Source organism: Saccharibacillus endophyticus, from assembly GCF_013185185.1.
GTDB lineage: Bacteria > Bacillota > Bacilli > Paenibacillales > Paenibacillaceae > Saccharibacillus > Saccharibacillus endophyticus.
The window spans coordinates 1271695-1293430 of the sequence record NZ_JAAZWE010000001.1; the positions used below are offsets into that span (position 1 = coordinate 1271695).

Here is a 21736-nt window from a genome sequence, read left to right on the forward strand (position 1 = left end):
TCGCGTTGTGATCGAAAAAAGGATTCCGGGTTTTCCCGGAATCCTTTTTTTTGCTTCATTATATTCTTCATATGTCTGTAGATACCTATGATCGCGCTTCGAATCGCGCAAACCTCGCGCTTCGAAAAAAATAAATGAATTTTTTTATGTACCGCGCCGCTTTCTTTCCATGAACAAACTCTACATATTAGCATCCTCTTCACCTCCGCAAAAGTACGCGAACAGAAAGTGACCAAACCTTGAAAACGGACCGAGCACCCAAAAACCGGGCTTACTTTTGGTTATAGAAATAAAGAAAGCATCGGACAAATATTCGCAACCGGAAGGAAGGTGATCGGATTGGCCAAAGCCAATCAACAACAAAAACCGCCTCAACCCTATCACATGATGGGAAGCGAAGATACGCTCGATCATTTGGATAGCGGCGAACGCGGTTTGAGCCCGGAAGAAGCTTCCGGCCGTCTGGAAAAGCACGGCCCGAACATGCTGGAAGAAGGTCAAAAAACAGGTTTTTGGGGAAAGCTGCTCGAGCAGTTGAAAAGCGTCATGATCATCGTGTTGATCGCGGCGGCAGGCATTTCGATCGCGCTCGGCGAGTACATCGACGGCATCGTGATTCTGGTCGTGGTCGGAGTCATCGTCGCGCTCGGTTTGATCCAGGAAAGCAAAGCCGAAGCCGCGCTTGAAGCGCTTCAGGAGATGTCTTCCCCGCATGCCAACGTGCGGCGCGGCGGCGAAACGAAAAACATCGAAAGCGCGGATCTGGTTCCCGGCGATATCGTGCTGCTGGAATCCGGCGATGTGGTTCCTGCCGACCTGAGGCTGATCAAAGCCAGTTCCTTGCAGATCGACGAATCGGCGCTGACCGGCGAGTCTCTGCCCGTAGACAAACAGACGGAGCCGCTCGACGAAGAAGATCTGGTCGTCGGCGATCGCGTCAATCTCGGGTATATGAGCAGCATCGTGTCGGGCGGCCGCGGGGAAGGCGTCGTAATCGCGACCGGCATGAATACGGAAGTCGGCGGCATCGCGGGTCATCTCAACGAAGACAGCCGCGAAAAAACGCCTTTGCAAAAACGGTTGGATCAAATGGGCAAATACCTGACCGTGCTCGCGATCGGGGCGGCTGCCGCGTTATTCGTAATCGGATGGCTGCAAGGACGGGATTTGCTCGAAATGTTCATGACGACCATATCCGTCGCCGTTTCCGCGATTCCCGAAGGGCTCCCCGCCGTCGTAACCATCATTCTCGCCGTGGGCGTCAAACGCATGGCGGGACGCAAAGCGATCATCCGCAAACTGCCGGCAATCGAGACGCTGGGCAGTACCCAAGTGATCTGTTCCGACAAAACGGGGACTTTGACCCAAAACCGCATGACCGTCCAGCGTTACTTCGTGAACGGGCAGTCCGTCGACGTTTCCGGCGATTCGGATCATCCCGACAAACAGGACGAACAATCGGAAGACGGCCTGCAGGCGGACACCGGCAATGAAAACGCGAAATCCGTGTTTACCCAAGTGTTGTCCTTGTGCAACGATGCCGAGCTGAATTCGGCAGACGACGACAACGACGAACAAGACGGCGAAAACAAGGAAAACCGCGATATCGGCGATCCGACCGATATCGGACTGGCCCGCTTCGCCGCGGAGCTCGGTTCTCCGCGAAAAGAATTGGAACAGCAATATCCGCGCGAAGGCGAAATTCCTTTCGATTCCACGCGCAAGCTGATGACGACCGCGCATAAGATCCATGACGACGGCTACCGTCTGATGGTCAAAGGCGCGCCGGACGTTTTGCTCGAGCGATGCACGAAGATCCATGGCGATGCCGTGGAAGAGATGACCGACGAACACCGGGAACAAATACGCGAAGCCAACAAAGAAATGGCGGACGACGCGCTGCGGGTGCTCGCTTTCGCTTATCGCGAAAGCGGTGAACTTCCCGACGAATCCGATCCGGAAAAGTTCGAATCGGAATTGATCTTCCTCGGACTTGTCGGCATGATCGACCCGCCGCGCGAAAACGCGGTCGAAGCCGTTCGGGTCGCCCGCGAAGCGGGAATCCGGCCGATCATGATCACCGGCGACCATGGCAGCACGGCCGCCGCGATCGCCAGGCAATTGGATATTTTGCAAGGCGACGACGAAGTGCTGACCGGCGCGGAGCTCGATAAAATTTCCGACGAGGAATTCGAGCAGAACGTCGATCATTACTCCGTGTATGCCCGCGTATCGCCGGAGCATAAAGTCCGGATCGTCAAAGCCTGGAAAAAGAAAGGCAAAGTCGTCGCCATGACGGGAGACGGCGTCAACGACGCGCCTGCGCTCAAAGCGTCGGATATCGGCGTCGGCATGGGCATATCGGGCACGGACGCCGCCAAAAACGCGTCGAAGATGGTGCTGACCGACGACAACTTCGGCACGATCGTGGTTGCCGTCGAAGAAGGACGGAAAGTGTTCAGCAATATCCGCAAATCCATCCAGTTCCTGCTGTCGGCCAATTTCAGTCAGGTCACGACGATCTTCGTCGCGACCAGCATCGGCTGGAGCATCCTGACCCCGATTCAGATTCTGTGGATCAACCTGGTCGACACGCTTCCGGGTCTTGCCCTCGGCATGGAAAAATCCGAAGGCGACGAGATGAAAAAGAAACCCCGCAAGCCCGATCAGAGCGTGTTTGCCGACGGGTTGGGTATCCGGATTCTGTACCAAGGCGCTTTGCAAGCCCTATTAGTACTGGCAGTGTTCGCTTGGGGAATCTATCAGTATTCTTCGGAAGAAGCGATCAGCATGGCCTTTATCGCACTCGGCGCGATTCAGCTGACGCACGCGTACAATGCGCGTTCGGCTACCGGCTCGGTGTTCAAGCTGGGCTTCTTCTCGAATAAGTACCTGAATTGGGCCGTACTGGTCTCCGGCGCGCTGCTGCTGGGCATCTCGATTCCCGAATTCATGCATCCGTTCTTCGGCCTCGTGCCTCTCGGCCTGAGCCAGTGGGCTATTGCTCTTGCAGCGGCGATCGCGATTATTCCGCTGGTTGAATTCATCAAGTTCTTTATCCGCGCAAGCGATAAAAAAGCGGCAAGAGAAAACGAGCAGGAAGAAAAGCAGGCTGCGTGATCATAGGGTAAAATTTGAGCATTAGAGTCGCTTCGCGACATATGTAGATGCGTCATTAATCGTATTTGAATGATGGATGTGTACGGTGAATTTTGTACGGCGCATGCGATAATTTGCGATACATGCGATAATTAACGAAGAAAGAACCCTTTCGACGTCGAAAGGGCTCTTTCTTTTCTTGTGTTAGTTTGCCTTATTTCGCCGCGTATAGCAACGATACCGCGCTTTTGGCTTCAACCTTGAAGCTGATCTCGCGGCCTTCGCCATGCTGGGTAGATAGAGATGCCGGCTCGGATTCTTTTTCCCCGGTCGGCATCATTCCGCTCCATTCCAGCGAAATCTGCCGACTCCCTTCCCCGTCGTTGAACAAAACGACGGCGATCGAACCGTCACGGTTCTCGAACGCGACGGAGCGAATTTCTTCCGCCGTGCAGGATGAGCTGATCCGCACGGCCCCGGGGCGAATGACTTTGCTGAAATGCGCCAACGCGTAATAATCGAGCGTATACGTCAGTTCCCCGGTCGCTTGGTTCACCTGCACGATGCCTCGGCAGGTGCTTTTGCCGAAGCCCGGCACCGTCGGGCCGTTGTGCTCGTCGAGCGCCATGTTCCACAGCACCAACGATTGGCTGTTATGCCGCAAAATATCGATGCCCGTGCGCAGCGCGTTCGAAAAAGCCTGCTCGAACGGAGGAATCCATTCGCCGCCGGAGCCTTCGGTGAAATGGACTTCTTTTCCGGGTGCTGCTTTCAATACGTCGGATTGCGCCGAAGCATGGCCTCCGTACCAATGCCAAGCCACGCCGTCTACCGCATCTCCCGCCCCTTCCAGCACTTCGAGCGGATAATCGGGTCGGTCCCAGTTATGGTCGTAGCATAAAATTTTCGTACGGATTCCCGCGCGCTCGAATGCAGGCTTGAGATGGTCTCGAATCCATACCGTCTGCTCGTCGGCCGGCATCAGCATGCTCGGATAATGCAGCGGCTCGTACAATGCTTCGTTCTGCGGCGTCACCGCGTAGACCGGCAGACCATGCGCGGCATACGCCTGAATGTAGCGGACGAAATAGTTGGCGAACGCTTCGCGATATTCCGGCTTCAGCCGACCGCCCAGCATCGAACCGCTTGTTTTCATCCAGCCCGGCGCGCTCCACGGCGAGGCCATCAATATAAGCTCCGGATTCAGTTCCAGCGCTTTTTGCGTCAGCGGAATCACGTCCGCTTCGTCGTGCGCGATCGAAAATCGCTCAAGCTGCGGGTCGCTGTCGCCTTCCGGCAGATCGTCGTAACTGTAGATGCTGCGCGCGTAATCCGAAGCGCCCATCGGATTGCGCAGTACCGACAAGCCGATGCCTTTTTCCGCGTCGAACAGTTTGACCATCAAATCTTCGCGTATCTTTTCGTCCAATACTTGATGGATCAAATACGCCGCCGAATCGGTAAAAGAAGCGCCGAATCCCTTCATTTGCTGTCCGCGTTCGGAGAAATCCAGCGTGACGGCGATTTCGGCTTGAGACGGCGCACCTTGCGCGTTTGCTGTCGCCGCCGGAACATCTGCACGTTCGTCATTCGGCGGTTGTCCGTCGCTGACGGCTGCCGTTTTGTTCGTTACCTCCTGTTCGCTGCCGCGAAGTTCGTCCAAGTTCAGCTCGCGGAATAATTCATGCTCGCCCCGCGAACGGTAAATCGTCCATTCGGACATCTCGATTCCTCCAGTCTCGGTGTCGATTTTTATTCAAGACCCAGCTTTTCTTTGTTCGCCGCCATCTTTTCGCTGCGAATCTTCACGATGTCGGCCCAGCGGTTTTGCTCCAGGAAAGACCGGTATTCGTTCAATACGGCGTCGAATGTCGCATCGTCTTTCGCGCGGATCATGCTGACCAGCGTGGTGTTCCATTTGGTATTGATCGCCGTCAACGCGCGCGCTTCGGCGGTACCTTGATCCGGGTTGATGTTTTCGAGCAGGAAGTGCGGAACCAGCTTGCCTTCGCCCCACTCTTGCATTTGCTTGACGGATTCCGGGAACGCGTCATCGCTCAATGCTTTGTGCTTGTCGTGGCCGAAGAACATGAACTCGCCCATCCGGTAGTCTTTTTTATAGCGGTCGGCATCGTCTTTTTGCAGCTTTTTGATTTCCGGCAGCAGTTCGATTTTGCCGTCGGCCGTTTTCTCGTACGTTTCGCCTTCGATCCCGTAGTTCATCAGCATTTGCCCTTCTTCGCTCAGCAGATACGTATAGATTTGGATCGCTTTGGCCGGGTCCTGTGCTTTTTTGGTCACGTAGGTCGCCATCCAGCCGGTAATGCCGGATTGGTTCAGCGTCGGTTCGTTGCCTTTGGTGCTTTGCGGTCCGTCGATCGCCATGTACGCTTTGTCGGGATTCGCCGTCATGAAGATTTGCAGATTGCCGCTTTGCTGAGGCGTTCCGTCGAGCAGCATCGCCGCGTATTTGCCGACTTTCACTTTTTCTTCGAACGCCGTCCCGTCGTCCGCGAAGCTATCGTCGCTCAAGTCTCCGGCACGATAAGCTTCGTTCAACGTTTTGATCCAAGTCAGATAATCCTCGTCCAGGTTGCGGTCGTAAAATTGTCCGTCTTCCGTTTGCAGCGGCACGCCGAGGAAATCCTGAAGCGTGTCGCCGAGCGAACCCGTGCCTTCTCCGATCGAGTTGAACCCGAACGGAATCAGATCCGGGAATTGCTGCTTGATCTCTCCCATCACTTGAACGAACTGCTCCGGCGTACCGATCTCCGGGCTGCCGAGCGCTTCGTATACGTCTTTGCGGATCACGAATGCCGTTTTCGCCGGAATCTCTCCGCTGTCGTAATCGGCCTGCGTATTGGAATAGTTCGGGTACCCGTACGTTTTGCCGTCTTTGAGCTGGAACCAATTCAACGTGTCGGCAGCGGCCACTTTGTTGAAATACGGATCGTACTGCTCCGCCAGATCGTTCAGCGGAAGCGCCCAGGTCGCGGCTTTTTGCGCTACCGCGGAGTTGGAGTCGAACACCGTGATCAGATCGGGCATGTCGCCGCCGGCGAAAAAGGTATTCAGCTTCGTATCGTCGCCCGTGATGAACTTGATATCGATGTTGAGGTCTTCCTTGATCTTTTTCGTGACCAAGTCTTTGCCGAAGTCCGTGTTCCACCAATCCGCGTTGACGTACCAAGTGAGCGTCGTGGATTCGGCTTTTTTGTCCGACTGCCAGGCCGGCGTCTCGGGATCAAGTTCGTAACGGCCTTCCAGCGATACCGGAGCCGCGGCTTCGTTGTCCGAACCGCCACCGCATCCGGTCAGCATCAGCGCCGTCGCCAGCACGCCCGCGCCCCATTTCCAAGCCGATTTTCTTAAAACGTTTTTATTCCCTTGCATATTTAACCCCTCCGATTCGTATGAATGATCTTACCCGTAAATATGGTTTTGACCGATCGATCATGCCGCTGCTTACTCTTTGACCGCGCCCAGCATCATGCCGGAAATAAAGTACCGTTGCAGCAGCGGATAAATCGCCAAGATCGGCAGCGTGGTGATCACGATCGTCGCAAGCTGAACCCCTTTGGTCGTCGTCTCGATGACTACCGAACCGCCGATGTTCTGCATGGACTGCGTTTGCGACTGCACGATGATCTCGTACAGCATCATTTGCAGCGGGTATAACGATTGATCGGTGATATACAGCTTGGTCGTCATGAAATCGTTCCATTGGCCGACCCCGTTAAACAGCGCGATCGTCGCCAGCGCCGGCATCGAAAGCGGGATGAACAAACTGAGGAATACGCGCCAATCGCCCGCTCCGTCGATCTTCGCCGATTCTTCCAGCGCGTCGGGCACGTTGCGGAAAAAGTTCATCAGAATCACGACATCGTAATAGCTGAACAGCGCCGGAATGATGTATACCCAGAAGCTGTTCAGCAGTCCGAGCGATTTGATGAGCAGGTACGTGGGGATCATGCCGCCGGAAAAGAACATCGTGATGACGCCCATCGCCACGTACAATCTGCGACCTCTTAAGTATTTTTTACTCAGACCGTAAGCGACCATCGCGCAGAAAAAGACGTGCGTGGAGACGCCGACGACCGTTTTGGATACGGAGATGAAGAACGCCTGCCAGATGCCCGCGTCCCGGAATACCGCGCGGTAATTTTCCAGCGAAAATTCCGTCGGCCAAAACACGAATCCGCCTTGCGCGAGCGACTGCCCGGAGCTGAACGACGATACGAGCACGTTCCACAGCGGAACGACGATCGCGACCGTGAACAGCAAAAGCAGCGTCATATTGACCGTGTCGAAGACCCGGTTGTCCAGCCCTCCTTTGATCCGGGTCGGCTTGATGCCGCTCGGTTTGGTTAACAAGCCCATACGTTCGTCCTCCCTACAGCACAGATTGGTTATCGTTCATTTTGCTCGTCACTTTGTTCGCGGTCAGCAGCAAAATGACGGATACGATCGAGACGCCGAGCCCGACGGCCGTCGCGTACGAGAAATCGCCTTGCGCCAAGCCCATGCGGTACACGTACGAGTTGATGACTTCGGCTTTTTCCCGGTTTTGCGAATTCATCAATACCAGCGTCTGGTCGAGGTTCGAACCGAGCAGGCCGCTGATCGTCAAGATCAAGTTCAGGCTGATGATCATCTTCATGTTCGGCAGCGTGATATTCCAGATCTGCCGGAGCCGGCCCGCCCCGTCGATCTTCGCCGCTTCGTAATACGTCGGGTCGATCTTGGCCATGATGGCGAGATACAAAATCGTGCCCCAGCCCGATTCTTTCCAGATATCCGACAGGGTGGCGATCCACCAATATTTATTCGCGTCGAGCAAAATGTTCTGCGCGTTGGAGATCAGCCCGAGGTCGAGCAGCAGCTGGTTGAACAGCCCCGTCGTGGAAAACCAGGTGATCATCATCCCGCCGAGCACGATCCAAGACAGGAAGTGCGGCAGGTAGGAGACGGTCTGGACGAACTTCTTGAACCGGTTATAACGGACTTCGTAGATCATGATCGCCAATACGATCGGCAGAATGAATCCGATGCCGAGCTTGAGGAAGCTGATTGCGAGCGTGTTGACGACGGAATCCCAGAAGTAGCGATCCGACAGGATAATGCGGAAGTTTTCCAGTCCTACCCACGGCGCGCTGTCCAGCGTATCGATCACGGTATAGCTTTTAAAAGCAATGGTCAGACCGTAGATCGGCACGAAGCAAAAAACGATCATGAACAGGATGCCGGGAATGACCATCGTCTGAAGTTGCCATTGTCGGAAGTAATCGATCGCGAAGCTTTTGACCCGCTGTCCGATCGACGGCTTGTCGTTCGTGGGTTGATCAGGTGAGGTCAGCGCGGATTTGGCCATCTGAGTGGCTCCTTTCGTTTGCTTGTCAATTTAATTAAAACGTTTTTATTAGTTTGCAAAAAAATCCTTTCGAGAAATCATCTCCTTTTCGAACCTGTTCGATAGAGCGCTTACTTTTTCGAATGCGAACGGTTACATTTTCGTGTTAAAAGAACCGTCGGAACGACAGCGGCGAATTGCGCTTTGTCCCGACCGAAAACCGTCCTTTCGCCTTTCAATCGACCGGAACATGGCTGGAAGCACGGACGATCAGCTCGCCGGTCAACGTCTGGCTCTGCCCTTCTTCTTTGCCCTGAATCATGCGCACCAGATGGTCGACGGTCAGAATCGCCTGGCGGGCGATGGGATTTCGGACGGTCGTCAGCGGCGGCGAGAAATACTGCGCGATGTCGATATCGTCGAAACCGACCACGCTGACGTCTCCCGGAACTTCGTAACCGTGCGCTTTTAACGCTTGAATACAGCCCATGGCGCTCAGATCGTTGCCCGCGAGGAATGCAGTCGGCAGCTTGCTCGCATGCATTCGGATAAAAGCTTTGATCGCGTTAAACGTACTGTCTTCTTCGAAGTATCCTTGGATCACGTAATCGCCGTCGAACGGCAAACCGTACTCCTTCAGCGCCGCCAGATAACCGTCTCTTCGCCGCACGCTGTCGAACATGGTGTCCACGCCGGAGATGTACGCGATCCGCTTGTGTCCCAGTCCGATCAGGTATTTGGCCGCTTCATACCCCGCCGCGTAGGAATCGAACGTGACGCTGCCCATTGTGTCGTTGCTGAATGCCCGATCCAGAAACACCGCTTTGATCTTGTCTTTTTGCATAATCTCGATGTCGTGTTCGTCGATCTTCAGTTCTTCGTAAATGATCACCCCGTCGACGCGCCGACCGAGGATGTTGCTCATGATGACTTGTTTGTCTTTGGTTACGAAAACGTTCAGCCCGTAGCCGTGCCGTTCGCACTGCCTCGACATCGTCTCGATCAGCTTGTAGAAATAAGGACCCGATACGCTTGTCGTGAAAAAACCGAGCATCATCGTCTTGCCTGATTTCAGCATCTTGCCATTGAGATTCGGTACGTAATTGAGCCGTTCCGCCACCTCGAGCACATGCTGCTTCGTCGCCGGATTGAGGACGTCCACGTCGTTGAGCGCGTTCGACACGGTGGAAATCGACACTCCGGCTTCTCTTGCGACATCCCGAATCGTAATTTTAGCCATAATTTTTGTTCCTTTTTATAAAAACGTTTTTATGAATTTAAAAATAGCATATGGATACCGTCGGGGCAAGCACAAATTTCAAACGCCGAAAAAAGAAGCTTTGCCGAATGGCAGAGCTTCTCGGTTTCAGGCCGGAAAATTCGGGTCCGGGCTTAAGGTTTGACGCTTTGTTCGAACTTTTCGGTCGCTACGAAATTAAGTTCGTACGATTCATTCTTGATCTCTTCCGCGGAGGCAGCCGTTTCCAACACCCTCTGGGCATGATTGATCGCCCGGTTCAAGGCCCCGAAGGCGGAAGCCGGATATTCGCCGGAACGGATGCCGCGAGGCGACGTATCCACCATGTTCTGCGCGCGCTTGATCGCGCGAGCCAGCTCTTCGGAATTCACGATAGTACTTGCGTACAGATTCACGTCATGCATCGCTGCCGTATACACCGCATCGTTATACGGACCGTTGTTCAGCAGAGCCTGCATAAAGGCGGACGCGCGGTCGAAATCGTTCACCCTCGCATCCATGTTCACGCCGTATTGCCCGAGTTGAGCCAGCGGAGCGGCGATGCGGGCCTGCGCGGAAGCCAGTGAAGACGCGTATCGGTTGATGTCCGGCGTCTCCAAATCAGACAAGGCGGACAATTTGAAATTGAAATATTGGTAGGCCTTCACCGCTTCGCTCCGGCTGTTTCCGAGTCCCGCCATATACGCGTACGTTTCGTCGATCAAATCGACGACGCCTTTTTCCCATGGAGTCAAGTACGAAGGATCGGAAGACGGATAAGACGAATAAATCCAATTCCCCAACCGTCCCATCACGATTCGGGTCTCGTTTAGGTCGCGCACGTAACGGTAATCGTAATCCCATAGAGCGTTCTGCAGCTGCTGCCGGGCCGAGAACAGATCCGAGGCAGGAGACGAAGGATCGGACAGCGCTTTAAGCGCTTTGTTCTGGGCGGCGGCAAGTGCCCAATATGGCGGGCTATCCGACGATTGGGCAAATCTTTGTTGGGAGCTGATCGACGCATCGAGCAGATAAACCAGTTCCATTTTGGCCGGATCGTTGAAATTCGGAACCGAAGCCGCGTAGGCTTCTGCGGATACGGATGGCGCGAAAGACAGGGATGATGCCCCGGCTGCCGCCGAGGCTGTTCGATTCCTTGTATGCACGATTCTTTTAAGCCTTGAACAGCGCTTCTCCCACCAGCTTTGCCGCCTGATCCGTACCCAACTCGCCGAAGCCGAACATCTGCTTCAGTTGGCCCGCAAAGCTGACTCCGCGGTTGGATAACACGACGAAGCCGGATTGCAAATCCCGGTTAAACGCCGCGTAGCTGCTGAACCCGTACGTGCCTCCGTTATGCCAATGGGTCACGGTTCCGTCCTGACGCATGGAACGCATCCACGCGTAGCCGATTCCGACGCCTTTGGACAACGCGACGGAGGCTTGTTCATGCTGGCAATCGAGCAGCGCCGGTTCCAGTTCTGCCGCATTCGGATGCTGTCCGAGCTGCGCTTCCAGATAAGTCAGCATATCCGGAAGCGTCGAGCGCACGGCCCCGGCTCCGGCCATTGCGGAGGTGAAGTCCCAATGCGGCATTTGTCGGCCGCCGGGAGCATAACCTGCAAGCATCGTCGCATCGGAAGAGGAAGCCGGGGACGTTTTTTTATGGGTATGCCGCGTCTTGGACGAACGCACTGCCGCTCCCCCGCCCGCAACGGCCTCGACAGATTCCGCAACCGGTTCCGCTTCTTTTCGCTCGCTCGCCTCTTCGCCGAGAATCGCCATGACGCTGTCGTTCATGCCGAGAACATCGAAGAAATCCTGCTGAAAAGCCTGAGATGCAGGTACGCCGGAAGCGCGGCTTAATGCCCATCCCAGCAGGCCGTAACCGTAGTTGGAGTACTCGTGCTTGCCTTGCGTGCGCAGTTTTTCCGCCCGCACCGCCTCAAGCAAATGTTCTTCCGAATAGGCCGCGTAGGGATTGGATTTATCCTGCTTCATCGAGAGCGTTACATGATTCTTCGCGAGCCTCGTCAAGCCGGATGTATGGGTGGCCAACTGCCGCAGCGTGACCGTTCGCGCAAACTCGCTGTCCGCAAGTTCGGGAACCAGCTTTGCCAGCGGATCGGAGGCCTGCCATAATCCGTCCTGTTCTCCTTTTGCCAGACGCAGTGCAGTCATCGTTTTGGTAACGGAACCGATCTCGTACTGGTCTTGAGCCGTCTTCCGATTCGGCGTCCAATAAAATTTCTCTCCGCGCACGATCCAACCGATTGCCGGCGCATGCTCGGGCAGCGATGCCCAGCGGATGATTTTCTTGTTGTTTTCGAGCATATGCTTCACGGCATCCATAAAGAAAGTCCTCCTGTTCAAATAGTCTTGCGTTCACTCTTATGTTTTTTATCTGTGCGCTTTTGGGCAGCGGTTCCGTAAATCAAGCCCAATGCGATGCCGAGCGGCATCCCAATCGCCATATTTTTGATCAGGATGCTGAGTATCATGCCAAACGCCGCACCGATTGCCATACCGATGCCAAGCGCCTTTTTGCCGGCTGCCGTCGGTTTTTCATTCGGCTCGTCCGCATTGGGTCGTTCATCGCGGTCAGGGTTCATCATCCGACCCCTTTCTCCAAAGACTTTTTCAACTCCGTATAGAAACGTTCCGCGTTCGTATCATCGGGCAGTCCCGCTACTTGACCGTCGCCCAACTCCAGCACGATCCACGGACCTTTATTCGTTTTTGCGAAATCGATCGTGAAGAACCGGCTTTCAATCGATCGGATGATCTCTTGAAACTCGCCTAACACGGCGTTAAAAGCTGCATCTTCGCCCGCTTCCCAATAGGTGGATACGAAGATCGGATTGCCGTCCAGTACGAAAACTCGGATTTCCCGCGATAAGGGCATGCCGCTGAGCGGATGACGAGATAGCGCTTCAAGTTCGGTAAAAGCGCGGAATACCAATCCTTCGTTCAATTGGCTGCCTTGCAGTTCCAGAAAGCGCCGCACCGTCTGCCGGACTTTGCTTTCGTCGGACGCATCCGGGATATAACAGGCTTCGTCCCATTCGTGCTTGCGCGATTTGACGTAGTCCTTGACGATGATCGGATGATTGTCGAAAACGCGAACCGCTTCCGCCGCAAGGTTCTCTGCCGCGTCGATCGATACCGGCGTCGGCAGCGGGAACCACATCGACTTCGGCGTGACGTCTTCGATCTTGGGATAAGATTCCGGCAAATAGTGGACATGACGATATTGCCCGGGTGTATGGATCAGACGCAGATTGCGGGTGAGCAAGGCTGCGTATAGGTTCTCGTATTCGTCAGGTCGCAGCATCCAGCCCCGGTACAGCGCAGATTGAGGTTCGGGACCGGGATGCAGGGCGACTCGTTTGAGCGCTTTTTGCGGATCGTTGTTCATTAAGAGTTCTTCCAGGTCGATGAGTCCGACGGCGAACCCTGCCTTTTCGGCGGAACGGTACTCTTCCATGTAGCTTTCGTCCGCTTCACGCAGATTCATCGGAGAAGAGGCGAATAGGACAGTAAAAGTCATATCAGGTACTCCTTTCGAATATCGAATACCGGACACTCCCCGTCCGTCTTCTTTTGTTAATGGTAAAGTAACGCGGGGCGGTTTGCAATTTTGCACGGGGTTTGTCGGAGTCGGAGTTAGGTAGATCGGGAAGGAAAAGGTGCGAACGGGAAGCTTGCATAAAATTCCCGGGAGGTTCGCATTCTGCGCTGCGTAAAGGATTGAGGGGTTGGAATGCGTAATGTAACGTCTTGTTTTTCGTAAAGCGCCGGATGCAATCCGCGATAAACGTTAGAATCCATTCAGTCGTCAAAGAACGCGCAAAAAAGCGGACAACCTCTCCAGAAGGAAAATTTGTCCGCTCGCTTCGCGAATCATATGAGTCATTTTTTCGATTACGTAGACGAGTACTCAAAAAGCAAGCACGTTCAAAAACCTTCGCTTTATTCACGTCTTCTCAGTCCCCACATACACCTTTACGCTTTCCGCCCGGTCGCCTTTCAACGTCTTGAACGTCACCGAGACCGCAAAGCCCAGTACCTTATCGCCCCACCTGACTTCTCCGTTGGCCGCCCCCGCTTTTCCGTGGCTGATCGCCTGAAACACGACGATTTCGTCCGGCCTGGCATCAAACGATTCGCCGTAGATCCGGACCGGATAATCTTCGTCGGAAACCGAGGCGCCGGATTTACCAAGCGCTGCCGCGACTTGGATTGCCAACTCTTCCACGAACGCGTTTTTCGGCGAATTGCCGCAGGTTCCGCTTCGAACAATCTTCATGCCGATTTCCTCCTCAAGTAGAAACGATCTCAAAATCCTTCGATCTTCACGGTCATCCCTTCAAGCGCCACGCCCGCCGACCGCACCAGCTTCAACTCCCGGCCCGCTCCAAAAGCTACCTCTTCCCCGCCCTGGAACCGGATATTCCGCGAGATCGCATAGTGCACCACCGAGAACGTCAGCTCGAAAATCTCGTTGCCCGAGCGCGGCGAATCCACCAGTTCGAACTCCTCCGAACCGAAGTCCGCCATGCCGTGCGTATACGCCGCTCCTCCGTGCGATCCGCCGTACAAGCCGACAAACACCCATAGATTCACCGGCAGCTCCTGCTCTTTTAACAACTCCGCACTCGCCAAGTAATCTGCCCGGCTCACAAGCAGCGGCGCGGAGTAGACGGCAAGCGCATTCATTTCGCCGTCCAGCAAAGCCGCGATCGCCTGAGTCAGGAAGCGGTGTCCGCTCAGACCGTTCGGCGTGTTGCGCAGCGTCACGAGCAGCTGCGCGGCATAGCCCGTAATCTCCTGCTCCGCCTGCGGCCACAGTTGATTGTACTTCGCGTTCTCTTCGGCCTCGCTATTCGGCAGGGGTGCGGGTATGTACTCGGCCGTAACCGTCATGCCCCGATAATGCGCGATCAGCTGTCCGTCATGCAAGCCGCCTTCCGCTTCCGCGCCTTGAATCCGCAGTTTCTGAATCACGCCTTCGAGCTGCGGCGGCTGCAACGTTTTCAGCAAAACATGACGATTTAACGTAACCGTGTCCGGTCGATGTTCCGGAATCACGCTCCAAGCGGCATTTTCCCTGCTCGAACGCGGCTCCCGATCCGAAACTCTCGAAGTCTCTTGTCCCGTGGTGTCCTCGTCTTCTTCCGTCAACTTTTTAAACCATTTCGTGAAAAAACTCATCGTTGTTCTGGCTCCTTCCGTTTTCCGATGAACAACGGACGTCCGGGCAATCCGGACATCCGCGCCGTTTTTCCGGAATTCGTTTTACAATAAATCCTGCATATAATATCGAATTTGCTTTCTCCACCAGTGCCAATCGTGATGCACGTCGTAGCCCCAAAAATCGAGCCGCGCCGGAATCGCTTTATTGTACAGCACTTCGCCGAGCCGCGCCGTCTCTTCCCGCATTTCGTCTTCCCATTCTCCCTGCCCGCAGCAGATCACGATCCGGCTATGACGATACTGCTCCAATCTCCATTCGTCCGTCATCCCCGGCAAATAGTCGAGCGGCGAGTTGTAGTAGACCGCGCCTTCCCGATATCCCCCGAAAAAGTGATTGACGGAGTATACCCCGCTAAGCGCAAGCAGCGTATCGAAGAACTGAGGATGCCGGAAAAAGAAATTCGCGCTGTAGTAAGCCCCCATCGAACAGCCGCTGATCAGGATCTTTTGCTCGTCGCCGCCGTTGTTTTGCCGGCTTTCCCGCAAAATGCCCGGAATCAGCTCATGCACGATATACGCGTCGTACTGCTCGTGCCGGCCGATCCGGTCCTGAATATTCCAATGCGGCGAGAAGAACGTCTCTTCATCCAGCGTATCGCACGCCCATACTTGCAATTTCCCCGCGTCGATCCATTCGGCCAGTTCGTCGATCATGCCCGAATCTTCATATTGATAAAAGCGTCCGAGCGACGTGGGGAACACCAGCATCGGTTTGCCCCGGTCGCCGTACACTTTATATTCCATGTCGCGGCCGAGCGCCGGACTGTATTCTTTTCGATATTGCACGTTAACCATAGTCCACCGCCCCGACCTTTCTTTTCACCTCATATTAAAGTGAGACAAACTATTCGGCTTGAATATAATCCGCGATCTCTCGCACCCGGTCCAGCGAATCCGCCCGGAACTGATACGCCCGATTGCCGCTGGCCCGGCTGAAGATCGCGTCGATCTCGTCGTAACGGACTACGGCATCGCCCAGCTCGCGCAAAATCTCTTCGTGGCTATGCACGTAATGCTTGCGGTCTTTGCGGCTCGCATATCCGGTAAAGTAACGGCCTTCCGGCGGCGCGCCGCTTCCTCCGTGCACGACCGTTCTCGCCCACAGCGAATACACGTCCGTCTCGTACGAATAGTTGATCGCATCCGTCATCCACGCGCCCGGAGGCCGCATGTTGACTTCAAGCGCGATCAGGCGGCCGTTTTTGTTGGATTTGAACAGCTCGATATGGAAGAAGCGTTCCCGAATTCCGAAAGCCTCCAAAATGCTCCGTCCCGCCTTCTCCACTTCGGGATCGACGTTTTTCAAACAAAAATAACGCAAATGATCATCGTCGCTGACCACTTTCATGATGCTCTGCTCGAACCGGTGGCTGGCCTGGAAACGCACGATGCCTTCATGGTCGATAATCCCGTCGTACGTCAAAATGATCCCGTCGATGAACTCTTCCATAATAAACGCCGTATCGTCGGGCCGCGTATGCAGGAAATAATCCAGCTCCTCCTGATCGCTCAGCTTGTACGTATGGCTCGCGCCCGATCCCAGATCCGGCTTGACCACGACGGGAAATCCGTTTTCCGCGATAAAAGCCGCCGCGCTGATCCGATCTGGATTTTTCAAAAAACGAACCGTGTCCACGCCGCTTTTGCGGAAAAAGTCTTTCATCTTCGATTTCTGTTTTAAGTTATCGACAAAGTCGGCTTTGGTGCCGTCGATATTGAAGTCCGTGCGCATCTGCGCGTCGCTCTCCAGCCAGTATTCGTTCATGGACTCGAAGCGGTCGATTTTGCCGTATTTATGGGTAAAGTAGCCTACCGCACGCAGCGTCTCGTCCTGATTTTCCATATTGTCGACGCGGTAATATTCCTTAAGCGCGCCGCGCAGCCGTTCAGGCAGGTCGTCATAAGCGGCGTCGCCGATGCCCAGCACCGTCGCGCCCTCCTCGTGCAGCCGAATCGCGAACTCGCCGCTGCTGCCGGGAAAGTGGGGAGAGAAAAACACAAAGTTCATGATCGGACCGCCTCCATCGCAAGATTGTACCTAATTTATCAGTCTACGGGGTTTTCGTCAATTTACCGAGATTCTTTCGCTTATGTAAAAACGCCGCCGGACACCTGCCCGGCGGCGAATTCGTTGCCTTGTAGGGCAACCTGAACGGGGATGCACGGTTGCGTCGGCTTTTGCGCCTCCGCCCCCGATCAAGCCCGCTTTATAATCTTTTTTCCAAACGGATGATCGATTTGATCTTCGCCGCATGCGGCGCAAACTTTCGCTCGGCCAATCGCAGCATCGTCTGGTTGTCTCCGGAGATGCTCATCATATGATAAGCGAAACGGTCCAGCAGCCGATGCTTGCGGTTCAGCTCGGCGAACAAAGCCATGCCGTTTCCCCGAATCCGGAACTCGGTTTCGACATGCATGGAGCGAAGCAGCAGCAGGTTCGAAGCCAACTGCTGGACTCCGAGCCACCCGGCAACCCTGCCGTCGATCTTCAGCATCGTGCTGAATTCCGGGTGCAGCATCCGCTCTTCTTCGAACGGATGCAGATCCGGCGGAAGCGAAGCGGCGATCCGCTGCAGTTCTTCGCGTTCTTCCGGAGCAGCCGACAACAGCGGCTTCAATTCGCAGCCTGCCGGCAGTCGGAACCGCTCCAGCCAAGATTCTTCCTGCGCGCTGGCCGAACGGAACGTATAGCTCCTGACTTGAAGCTTTTCCGACGCGTAGCCGCGTTTGATCAGAAAATCTCTTTCCGGGCAGGGTTCTCCTTTGCGCATCGTCAGCGTAACGCGGACCGTGCGGCAGCCTGCTTCGATCAGTTGACGTTCGGCTTCCAGCAGTAAACGGCTTCCGATTCCCAAATTGCGAAAAATTTCGGGAACATCAAGCACGCTGATACTGCCCGTTCCGGAACGCGGATGTGCAATGGCGAGCGCCGTGCCCGCAAACACCCCGTCCACTTCCGCCGTCAATCCGATCGAACCCGGAGGAAGCGGATCGGGCAAACCTGGCAAATAGGCTTTGAAATTTTCGGCTTTGGCCGGTCTTACTCGGATCGAAACGATTGCCCTCACCTTCCGTTCTGACGCGGACCTTGTATCGGATCCACGTGCTTATGTGATTCTTGATGTCGGCTTATGCATTTGGGCACTGTCGCCAAGCGTTAAAATGAAAAGAAATCCGTTCCTTATTCAGCATTTACAGGTTCTTCCGGGTTGGAAGCGTTCCACTCATGGCTGTTCGTTAATTGTGCAGCTTGAGCAGAGAGGACTAGCAATGGCACTAACCGCGATTGCCGAAGCGGCAGCACTTTGGGAAGGGAAGAAATTCGAGGCAAACTTTTTTATCGATGGCTTTTTACAACCGTGCCTTTTGCAGGCAAATGTGCTAATGTTGGTGCCTTAATAATAATTTAAATTCAAACAAAATCAATAGCATTTATCTAGGAATTGAAAATTTAAAATTCCTGCAGAAAATGCAAAGTAATCGAAACGTTTAAATCTCCATTCGTATCCTCATAAACCCTTTATTATCCAGCTTTTTTACGCATGCGCGTTTAAACGACTTCTTTGAATTTTCCGTCTATTTTTTCGCTATATTCTCAAGAAAAAAGCAGGCGCTCCGCCCTTCGAAATCGTCTAATTATTCCATAAAATATTGAATTAGGTAAAATCACTTTCAACTTGTTCAAGATGTTGGTTTGAATTCGCCGCTTTGATCTTTGCTTTTCGATCTTAACGGCTCGTGTACCCCGTATCCGCATGCAGCGTCATCCCGTCACGTACGAAGACATATCCAAAGCCAACCATAGATTTGCCTGCGCCACTTCCTCCGGCTGCTTCGATCTCCGCTACGGCGACATGTCCTTTTTCCTCGCTCATGCCCGCAACGACGACTTTGGCCTTTGCCTTCGCAGGCTTTCCAAAAACGCGTATACCAAAGCGCATCCTTGATCGCTTCTCCTCCGACGACCGTTATATCGGCTCTCGTAACCGTTACCGCGGCGTTTTCGGCGAACTTAATCTGCTGATCGAGGAATTCGATACGCTCCATCTTCAGCCCTGATCGGTAGGCTCCGATATCCATTTCTTTCGTCACGATTCTTCCCGGATGCGACAGAAAAACCAAATCGTCCGCGACCAGCGCATCCAGCGACTCCACGTCGCCCGTCAGCATGGCTTCTCTCAGTCCGGACTCCCGTTCTTCGATCACCGTTTGCAAAATTTCTCTTCCATTTTAACCCTTCGAACTCTTCTCCCGCAAAACGTCCTCCGGCCGAACAAAGCGGTAACGGAGAAGAGGGCAAGTCGCGTCATTCATGCTCCCCGCCCTCTTTGAGCCTGCCTCAAACCAACGGCAGCACCAGCGTAAACGTGCTGCCTCCGCCCGGAACGCTGCAAAGCTCCAGCGTTCCTTCATGCGCTTCCGCGATCGCCAGCGAGATCGCAAGCCCTAACCCCGCACCGCCGCTTCGTCGCGAACGCGACTCGTCTCCGCGATAAAACCGTTCAAACACTTTCCGCTGCAATTCGGGCGGAATCCCCGGTCCGTTATCGCTCACATCGATCAGCACCTGCTCCCCGCGCAAACGAATCGCAAGCGAAATTTCTCCCTGTTTCGAATCGGTATGCTGCACGGCATTGCCGAACAAGTTCAATACGACCTGCTTCAGCTTATCCGGATCGCCGGATACGCTGATATCCGGTCCTGCTTGCATATCCAGCAGAACATGCCGCTCTCCGGCCAACATGCGCAAATGAGACTCCAGCTCACGAAGCAGCTTCTCCGGCGAAACGGCCGCAAGCCGTAATTCCGGCCTGCGATCCAGCTTCACCAACACCAGCAAATCTTCGACCAGCTTGGTCATCCGCTCCGATTCTCCATGCATGCTGCGAAGCGCGGAGCGCAATTGCTCCTCGCTGATCCGGCTTCCCCGCAGCAGCACTTCCAAAAAACCGCGAATCGAGGTCAACGGCGTCCGCAGTTCATGCGACGCGTCCGCAATGAATTGCCGCATCCGTTCCTGCGATTCCTTTTCCGCGGCGAACGCTTCTTCCAAACGTTCCAACATCCCGTTGAAAGACAACGCCAACCGATCAATCTCCGCTTGTCCCTGTTCGACGGGAAATCGTTCGTCAAGCCGTCCCGCATCGATGACTTTAACCGTCTCTACCATACGGGATAACGGCGAAAGCGATCTGCGCAGCACCGGACGGTACAGCGTAAATCCGCCGGCCAGCGCCAGCATGGACAACCCCGCGAAGATCGCCAATTGACGCCACAGTATCGCAGTCAGCGGTCCGGTCGGAATCCCGATCTGAAGCATGGGCATTCCGCCGCTGCCAAAACCGCCTGCCGGGCGAAGCACGACAAGCTGCTCCGTTCCGTCCATATCGGACGCCAGCACATAATTCACTTTACGCCCGGGCTGCAAAAGCTTTTCGCGCAGCAAGTTATAGTCCTCTTCGCTTAATAAAGGAGCCGGAACCCCATATTTCGCGTTCAGATCATCGACCTCGCCTGTCGGATTGATCGCGGCCAGCGACAGCCCGCCCAGCAAAAACTCCCGCCGATCGGGCGTCGGTTCATCCGAAGCTTCGTCGGGTTCGTAGCCGCTTCCGTCCTCCGCATTTCCGCTCTCGTAAAAATCTCCTTCTCTGGACTGCAACGGAGCCGAACGCTGCGGAAGCGCGTGCGCCGCATCCGACTCGTTCGCTGCCGGTTCACGGCCTTTCTGCACGTCCGAGCGCCATTCTTCGATCAGGAACGGAGGAATCGAACGAAACTGGGCTTCGAGCGTCTCTGCCTGATTTTGATACAAAAAGCCGCGCATCAGAAAATATTGAAACCCTCCGATCAACAGCAGCAGCACCGCCAACACAAATAACGAACGCGCCAAGAGTTGGGCATAGAGCGTTTTTTGCGCGGGCTTTTTTTGCGCTTTTCCATCCGCGTTCATGACAGATCCATCCGGTAACCGGCGCCGCGCAGCGTACGGATTAGCCGATGTTCTTTGTCCCCCAACTTATCGCGCAGGGAGCGGATATATACCTCCACGATGTTCTCCTCGCCGCCGAACTGATAACCCCAGACGCTGTCGAGAATCTTGGTTTTGCTGAGTACGATGCCGTGATTGAGCACCAGGAATTTCAGCAGTCCGTACTCGGTCGGCGACAATGCCAGAGCCTCGGTCCGATACAAAATCTCTCCGCGCCGCTCGTCGATCCGAAACGGCCCGATTTCTACTCCTCCGAGCAGATTCGGAAACTGATTGCGCAGTCTGGCCTGAATCCGCGCAAGCAATTCCTCGAAGCTGAACGGCTTCACCACGTAATCGTCAGCGCCGAGCGTAAGTCCCGTCACCCGATCGTCCACAGCATCTTTGGCGCTGAGCATGATGACCGCCACGTTTTCCCCGCCTTTTTTCAACTTTCGACAAACATCGAATCCGTTCATTTCCGGCATCATGATATCCAAAATGACGATATGCGGCCGAAACTCTTCGGCTTTGCGAAGCGCCTCTGCTCCGTTTTCCGCCGTGCATACTTCATAACCTTCTCCTGCCAGCCCCAGCTCCAGAAACTGCAAAATATTCGGCTCGTCGTCGGCCAATAGAATTTTGACGCCTTTTTCGCCCGTCAAAAGATCTCCTCCGTTTCGGTCCGGGCCGTTGCCCGGATCATTTCTATCGCCCATTATGCCTTATGCCACCGGCTTTCAGCAAACATTCAGTTGGTTCTCAGGATGATTTCAGGTAGAGCCGTCACAATGGGAAGCAACAAGGCCCGCAGCCGGAGACT

The 21736-nt window shown here is 54.6% G+C and carries 19 protein-coding genes; 2 read left to right on the forward strand and 17 right to left on the reverse strand.

The annotated features are described in order from the left end of the window. Nucleotides 1-339: 339 nt before the first annotated feature. Nucleotides 340-3120 carry a cation-translocating P-type ATPase gene (locus tag HRQ63_RS05720; RefSeq protein ID WP_172240314.1) on the forward strand — a complete coding sequence of 927 codons (2781 nt, stop codon included), beginning with the start codon at nt 340-342 and terminating at the stop codon, nt 3118-3120. 193 nt (nt 3121-3313) lie between these two features. Here the strand turns inward: HRQ63_RS05720 and HRQ63_RS05725 are convergent, their stop codons facing one another. From HRQ63_RS05725 to HRQ63_RS05790, 14 genes are all read right to left on the reverse strand, one after another. Continuing rightward, nucleotides 3314-4822 (reverse strand): glycoside hydrolase family 30 protein, encoded by a 1509-nt coding sequence (locus tag HRQ63_RS05725; RefSeq protein WP_172240317.1) that lies wholly within the window; start codon nt 4820-4822, stop codon nt 3314-3316. 29 nt (nt 4823-4851) lie between these two features. Further along, nucleotides 4852-6492, reverse strand: a complete 1641-nt coding sequence (locus HRQ63_RS05730; protein WP_172240320.1) for a type 2 periplasmic-binding domain-containing protein — start codon at nt 6490-6492, stop codon at nt 4852-4854. Between the two features lie 72 nt (nt 6493-6564). Further along, nucleotides 6565-7479 carry a carbohydrate ABC transporter permease gene (locus HRQ63_RS05735; RefSeq protein ID WP_172240325.1) on the reverse strand — a complete coding sequence of 305 codons (915 nt, stop codon included), beginning with the start codon at nt 7477-7479 and terminating at the stop codon, nt 6565-6567. 13 nt (nt 7480-7492) lie between these two features. After that, nucleotides 7493-8470, reverse strand: coding sequence for an ABC transporter permease (locus HRQ63_RS05740; RefSeq protein ID WP_172240328.1), 978 nt, complete (start codon nt 8468-8470; stop codon nt 7493-7495). A gap of 214 nt (nt 8471-8684) precedes the next feature. Next, on the reverse strand, nt 8685-9689 hold the full coding sequence (locus tag HRQ63_RS05745) for a LacI family DNA-binding transcriptional regulator (protein ID WP_172240331.1): 1005 nt from the start codon (nt 9687-9689) through the stop codon (nt 8685-8687). A gap of 152 nt (nt 9690-9841) precedes the next feature. Further along, entirely contained in the window at nt 9842-10852 is a 1011-nt protein-coding gene (locus HRQ63_RS05750) for a hypothetical protein (RefSeq protein WP_172240334.1), read from the reverse strand. Between the two features lie 7 nt (nt 10853-10859). Beyond that, complete coding sequence (locus HRQ63_RS05755) at nt 10860-12038, reverse strand: serine hydrolase domain-containing protein (RefSeq protein WP_172240337.1); 1179 nt, start codon at nt 12036-12038, stop codon at nt 10860-10862. A 17-nt stretch (nt 12039-12055) separates the two neighbouring features. Then, nucleotides 12056-12301, reverse strand: coding sequence for a glycine zipper domain-containing protein (locus HRQ63_RS05760; RefSeq protein ID WP_172240340.1), 246 nt, complete (start codon nt 12299-12301; stop codon nt 12056-12058). Beyond that, on the reverse strand, nt 12298-13236 hold the full coding sequence (locus HRQ63_RS05765) for an ATP-grasp domain-containing protein (RefSeq protein WP_172240343.1): 939 nt from the start codon (nt 13234-13236) through the stop codon (nt 12298-12300). Before HRQ63_RS05765 ends, HRQ63_RS05760 begins: the two co-directional genes overlap by 4 nt. 426 nt (nt 13237-13662) lie before the next feature. After that, entirely contained in the window at nt 13663-13995 is a 333-nt protein-coding gene (locus HRQ63_RS05770; protein WP_172240346.1) for a hypothetical protein, read from the reverse strand. A gap of 29 nt (nt 13996-14024) precedes the next feature. Further along, nucleotides 14025-14900 carry a DUF4261 domain-containing protein gene (locus tag HRQ63_RS05775; protein ID WP_172240349.1) on the reverse strand — a complete coding sequence of 292 codons (876 nt, stop codon included), beginning with the start codon at nt 14898-14900 and terminating at the stop codon, nt 14025-14027. 84 nt (nt 14901-14984) lie between these two features. Beyond that, complete coding sequence (locus HRQ63_RS05780; protein ID WP_172240352.1) at nt 14985-15737, reverse strand: esterase family protein; 753 nt, start codon at nt 15735-15737, stop codon at nt 14985-14987. Between the two features lie 49 nt (nt 15738-15786). Beyond that, nucleotides 15787-16950 carry an ATP-grasp domain-containing protein gene (locus tag HRQ63_RS05785; RefSeq protein ID WP_172240355.1) on the reverse strand — a complete coding sequence of 388 codons (1164 nt, stop codon included), beginning with the start codon at nt 16948-16950 and terminating at the stop codon, nt 15787-15789. Between the two features lie 199 nt (nt 16951-17149). After that, nucleotides 17150-18010, reverse strand: a complete 861-nt coding sequence (locus HRQ63_RS05790) for a GNAT family N-acetyltransferase (protein ID WP_172240358.1) — start codon at nt 18008-18010, stop codon at nt 17150-17152. A gap of 202 nt (nt 18011-18212) precedes the next feature. On the opposite strand from HRQ63_RS05790, the gene HRQ63_RS26145 reads away from it, so the two are divergent. Further along, a complete protein-coding gene (locus HRQ63_RS26145) occupies nt 18213-18341 on the forward strand; it encodes a hypothetical protein (RefSeq protein WP_268239429.1) in 129 nt (42 codons plus the stop codon). A 372-nt stretch (nt 18342-18713) separates the two neighbouring features. On the opposite strand, the gene HRQ63_RS05795 is transcribed toward HRQ63_RS26145, so the two are convergent. The 3 genes from HRQ63_RS05795 to HRQ63_RS05805 all read right to left on the reverse strand — a co-directional run bounded on the left by HRQ63_RS05795 (nt 18714) and on the right by HRQ63_RS05805 (nt 21632). After that, on the reverse strand, nt 18714-19148 hold the full coding sequence (locus HRQ63_RS05795; RefSeq protein WP_229714107.1) for a nuclear transport factor 2 family protein: 435 nt from the start codon (nt 19146-19148) through the stop codon (nt 18714-18716). Nucleotides 19149-19281: 133 nt separating this feature from the next. After that, nucleotides 19282-20895 (reverse strand): sensor histidine kinase, encoded by a 1614-nt coding sequence (locus HRQ63_RS05800; RefSeq protein WP_172240363.1) that lies wholly within the window; start codon nt 20893-20895, stop codon nt 19282-19284. Beyond that, nucleotides 20892-21632: a response regulator transcription factor gene (locus tag HRQ63_RS05805; RefSeq protein ID WP_172240366.1), complete on the reverse strand. Its 741-nt coding sequence runs from the start codon at nt 21630-21632 to the stop codon at nt 20892-20894. The genes HRQ63_RS05800 and HRQ63_RS05805 overlap by 4 nt, the downstream gene beginning before the upstream one ends. Between the last annotated feature and the right edge of the window lie 104 nt (nt 21633-21736).

Excerpts from the sequence above, each read along its gene's own strand:
- HRQ63_RS05785 (WP_172240355.1), bottom strand. The coding sequence starts at position 16,950 with ATGAACTTTGTGTTTTTCTCTCCCCACTTTCCCGGCAGCAGCGGCGAG.
- HRQ63_RS05735 (WP_172240325.1), bottom strand. The coding sequence starts at position 7,479 with ATGGGCTTGTTAACCAAACCGAGCGGCATCAAGCCGACCCGGATCAAA.
- HRQ63_RS26145 (WP_268239429.1), top strand. The coding sequence starts at position 18,213 with ATGGCACTAACCGCGATTGCCGAAGCGGCAGCACTTTGGGAAGGGAAG.
- HRQ63_RS05725 (WP_172240317.1), bottom strand. The coding sequence starts at position 4,822 with ATGTCCGAATGGACGATTTACCGTTCGCGGGGCGAGCATGAATTATTC.
- HRQ63_RS05745 (WP_172240331.1), bottom strand. The coding sequence starts at position 9,689 with ATGGCTAAAATTACGATTCGGGATGTCGCAAGAGAAGCCGGAGTGTCG.
- HRQ63_RS05755 (WP_172240337.1), bottom strand. The coding sequence starts at position 12,038 with ATGGATGCCGTGAAGCATATGCTCGAAAACAACAAGAAAATCATCCGC.
- HRQ63_RS05740 (WP_172240328.1), bottom strand. The coding sequence starts at position 8,470 with ATGGCCAAATCCGCGCTGACCTCACCTGATCAACCCACGAACGACAAG.
- HRQ63_RS05770 (WP_172240346.1), bottom strand. The coding sequence starts at position 13,995 with ATGAAGATTGTTCGAAGCGGAACCTGCGGCAATTCGCCGAAAAACGCG.
- HRQ63_RS05765 (WP_172240343.1), bottom strand. The coding sequence starts at position 13,236 with ATGACTTTTACTGTCCTATTCGCCTCTTCTCCGATGAATCTGCGTGAA.
- HRQ63_RS05780 (WP_172240352.1), bottom strand. The coding sequence starts at position 15,737 with ATGGTTAACGTGCAATATCGAAAAGAATACAGTCCGGCGCTCGGCCGC.
- HRQ63_RS05800 (WP_172240363.1), bottom strand. The coding sequence starts at position 20,895 with ATGAACGCGGATGGAAAAGCGCAAAAAAAGCCCGCGCAAAAAACGCTC.
- HRQ63_RS05760 (WP_172240340.1), bottom strand. The coding sequence starts at position 12,301 with ATGATGAACCCTGACCGCGATGAACGACCCAATGCGGACGAGCCGAAT.
- HRQ63_RS05805 (WP_172240366.1), bottom strand. The coding sequence starts at position 21,632 with ATGGGCGATAGAAATGATCCGGGCAACGGCCCGGACCGAAACGGAGGA.
- HRQ63_RS05730 (WP_172240320.1), bottom strand. The coding sequence starts at position 6,492 with ATGCAAGGGAATAAAAACGTTTTAAGAAAATCGGCTTGGAAATGGGGC.
- HRQ63_RS05775 (WP_172240349.1), bottom strand. The coding sequence starts at position 14,900 with ATGAGTTTTTTCACGAAATGGTTTAAAAAGTTGACGGAAGAAGACGAG.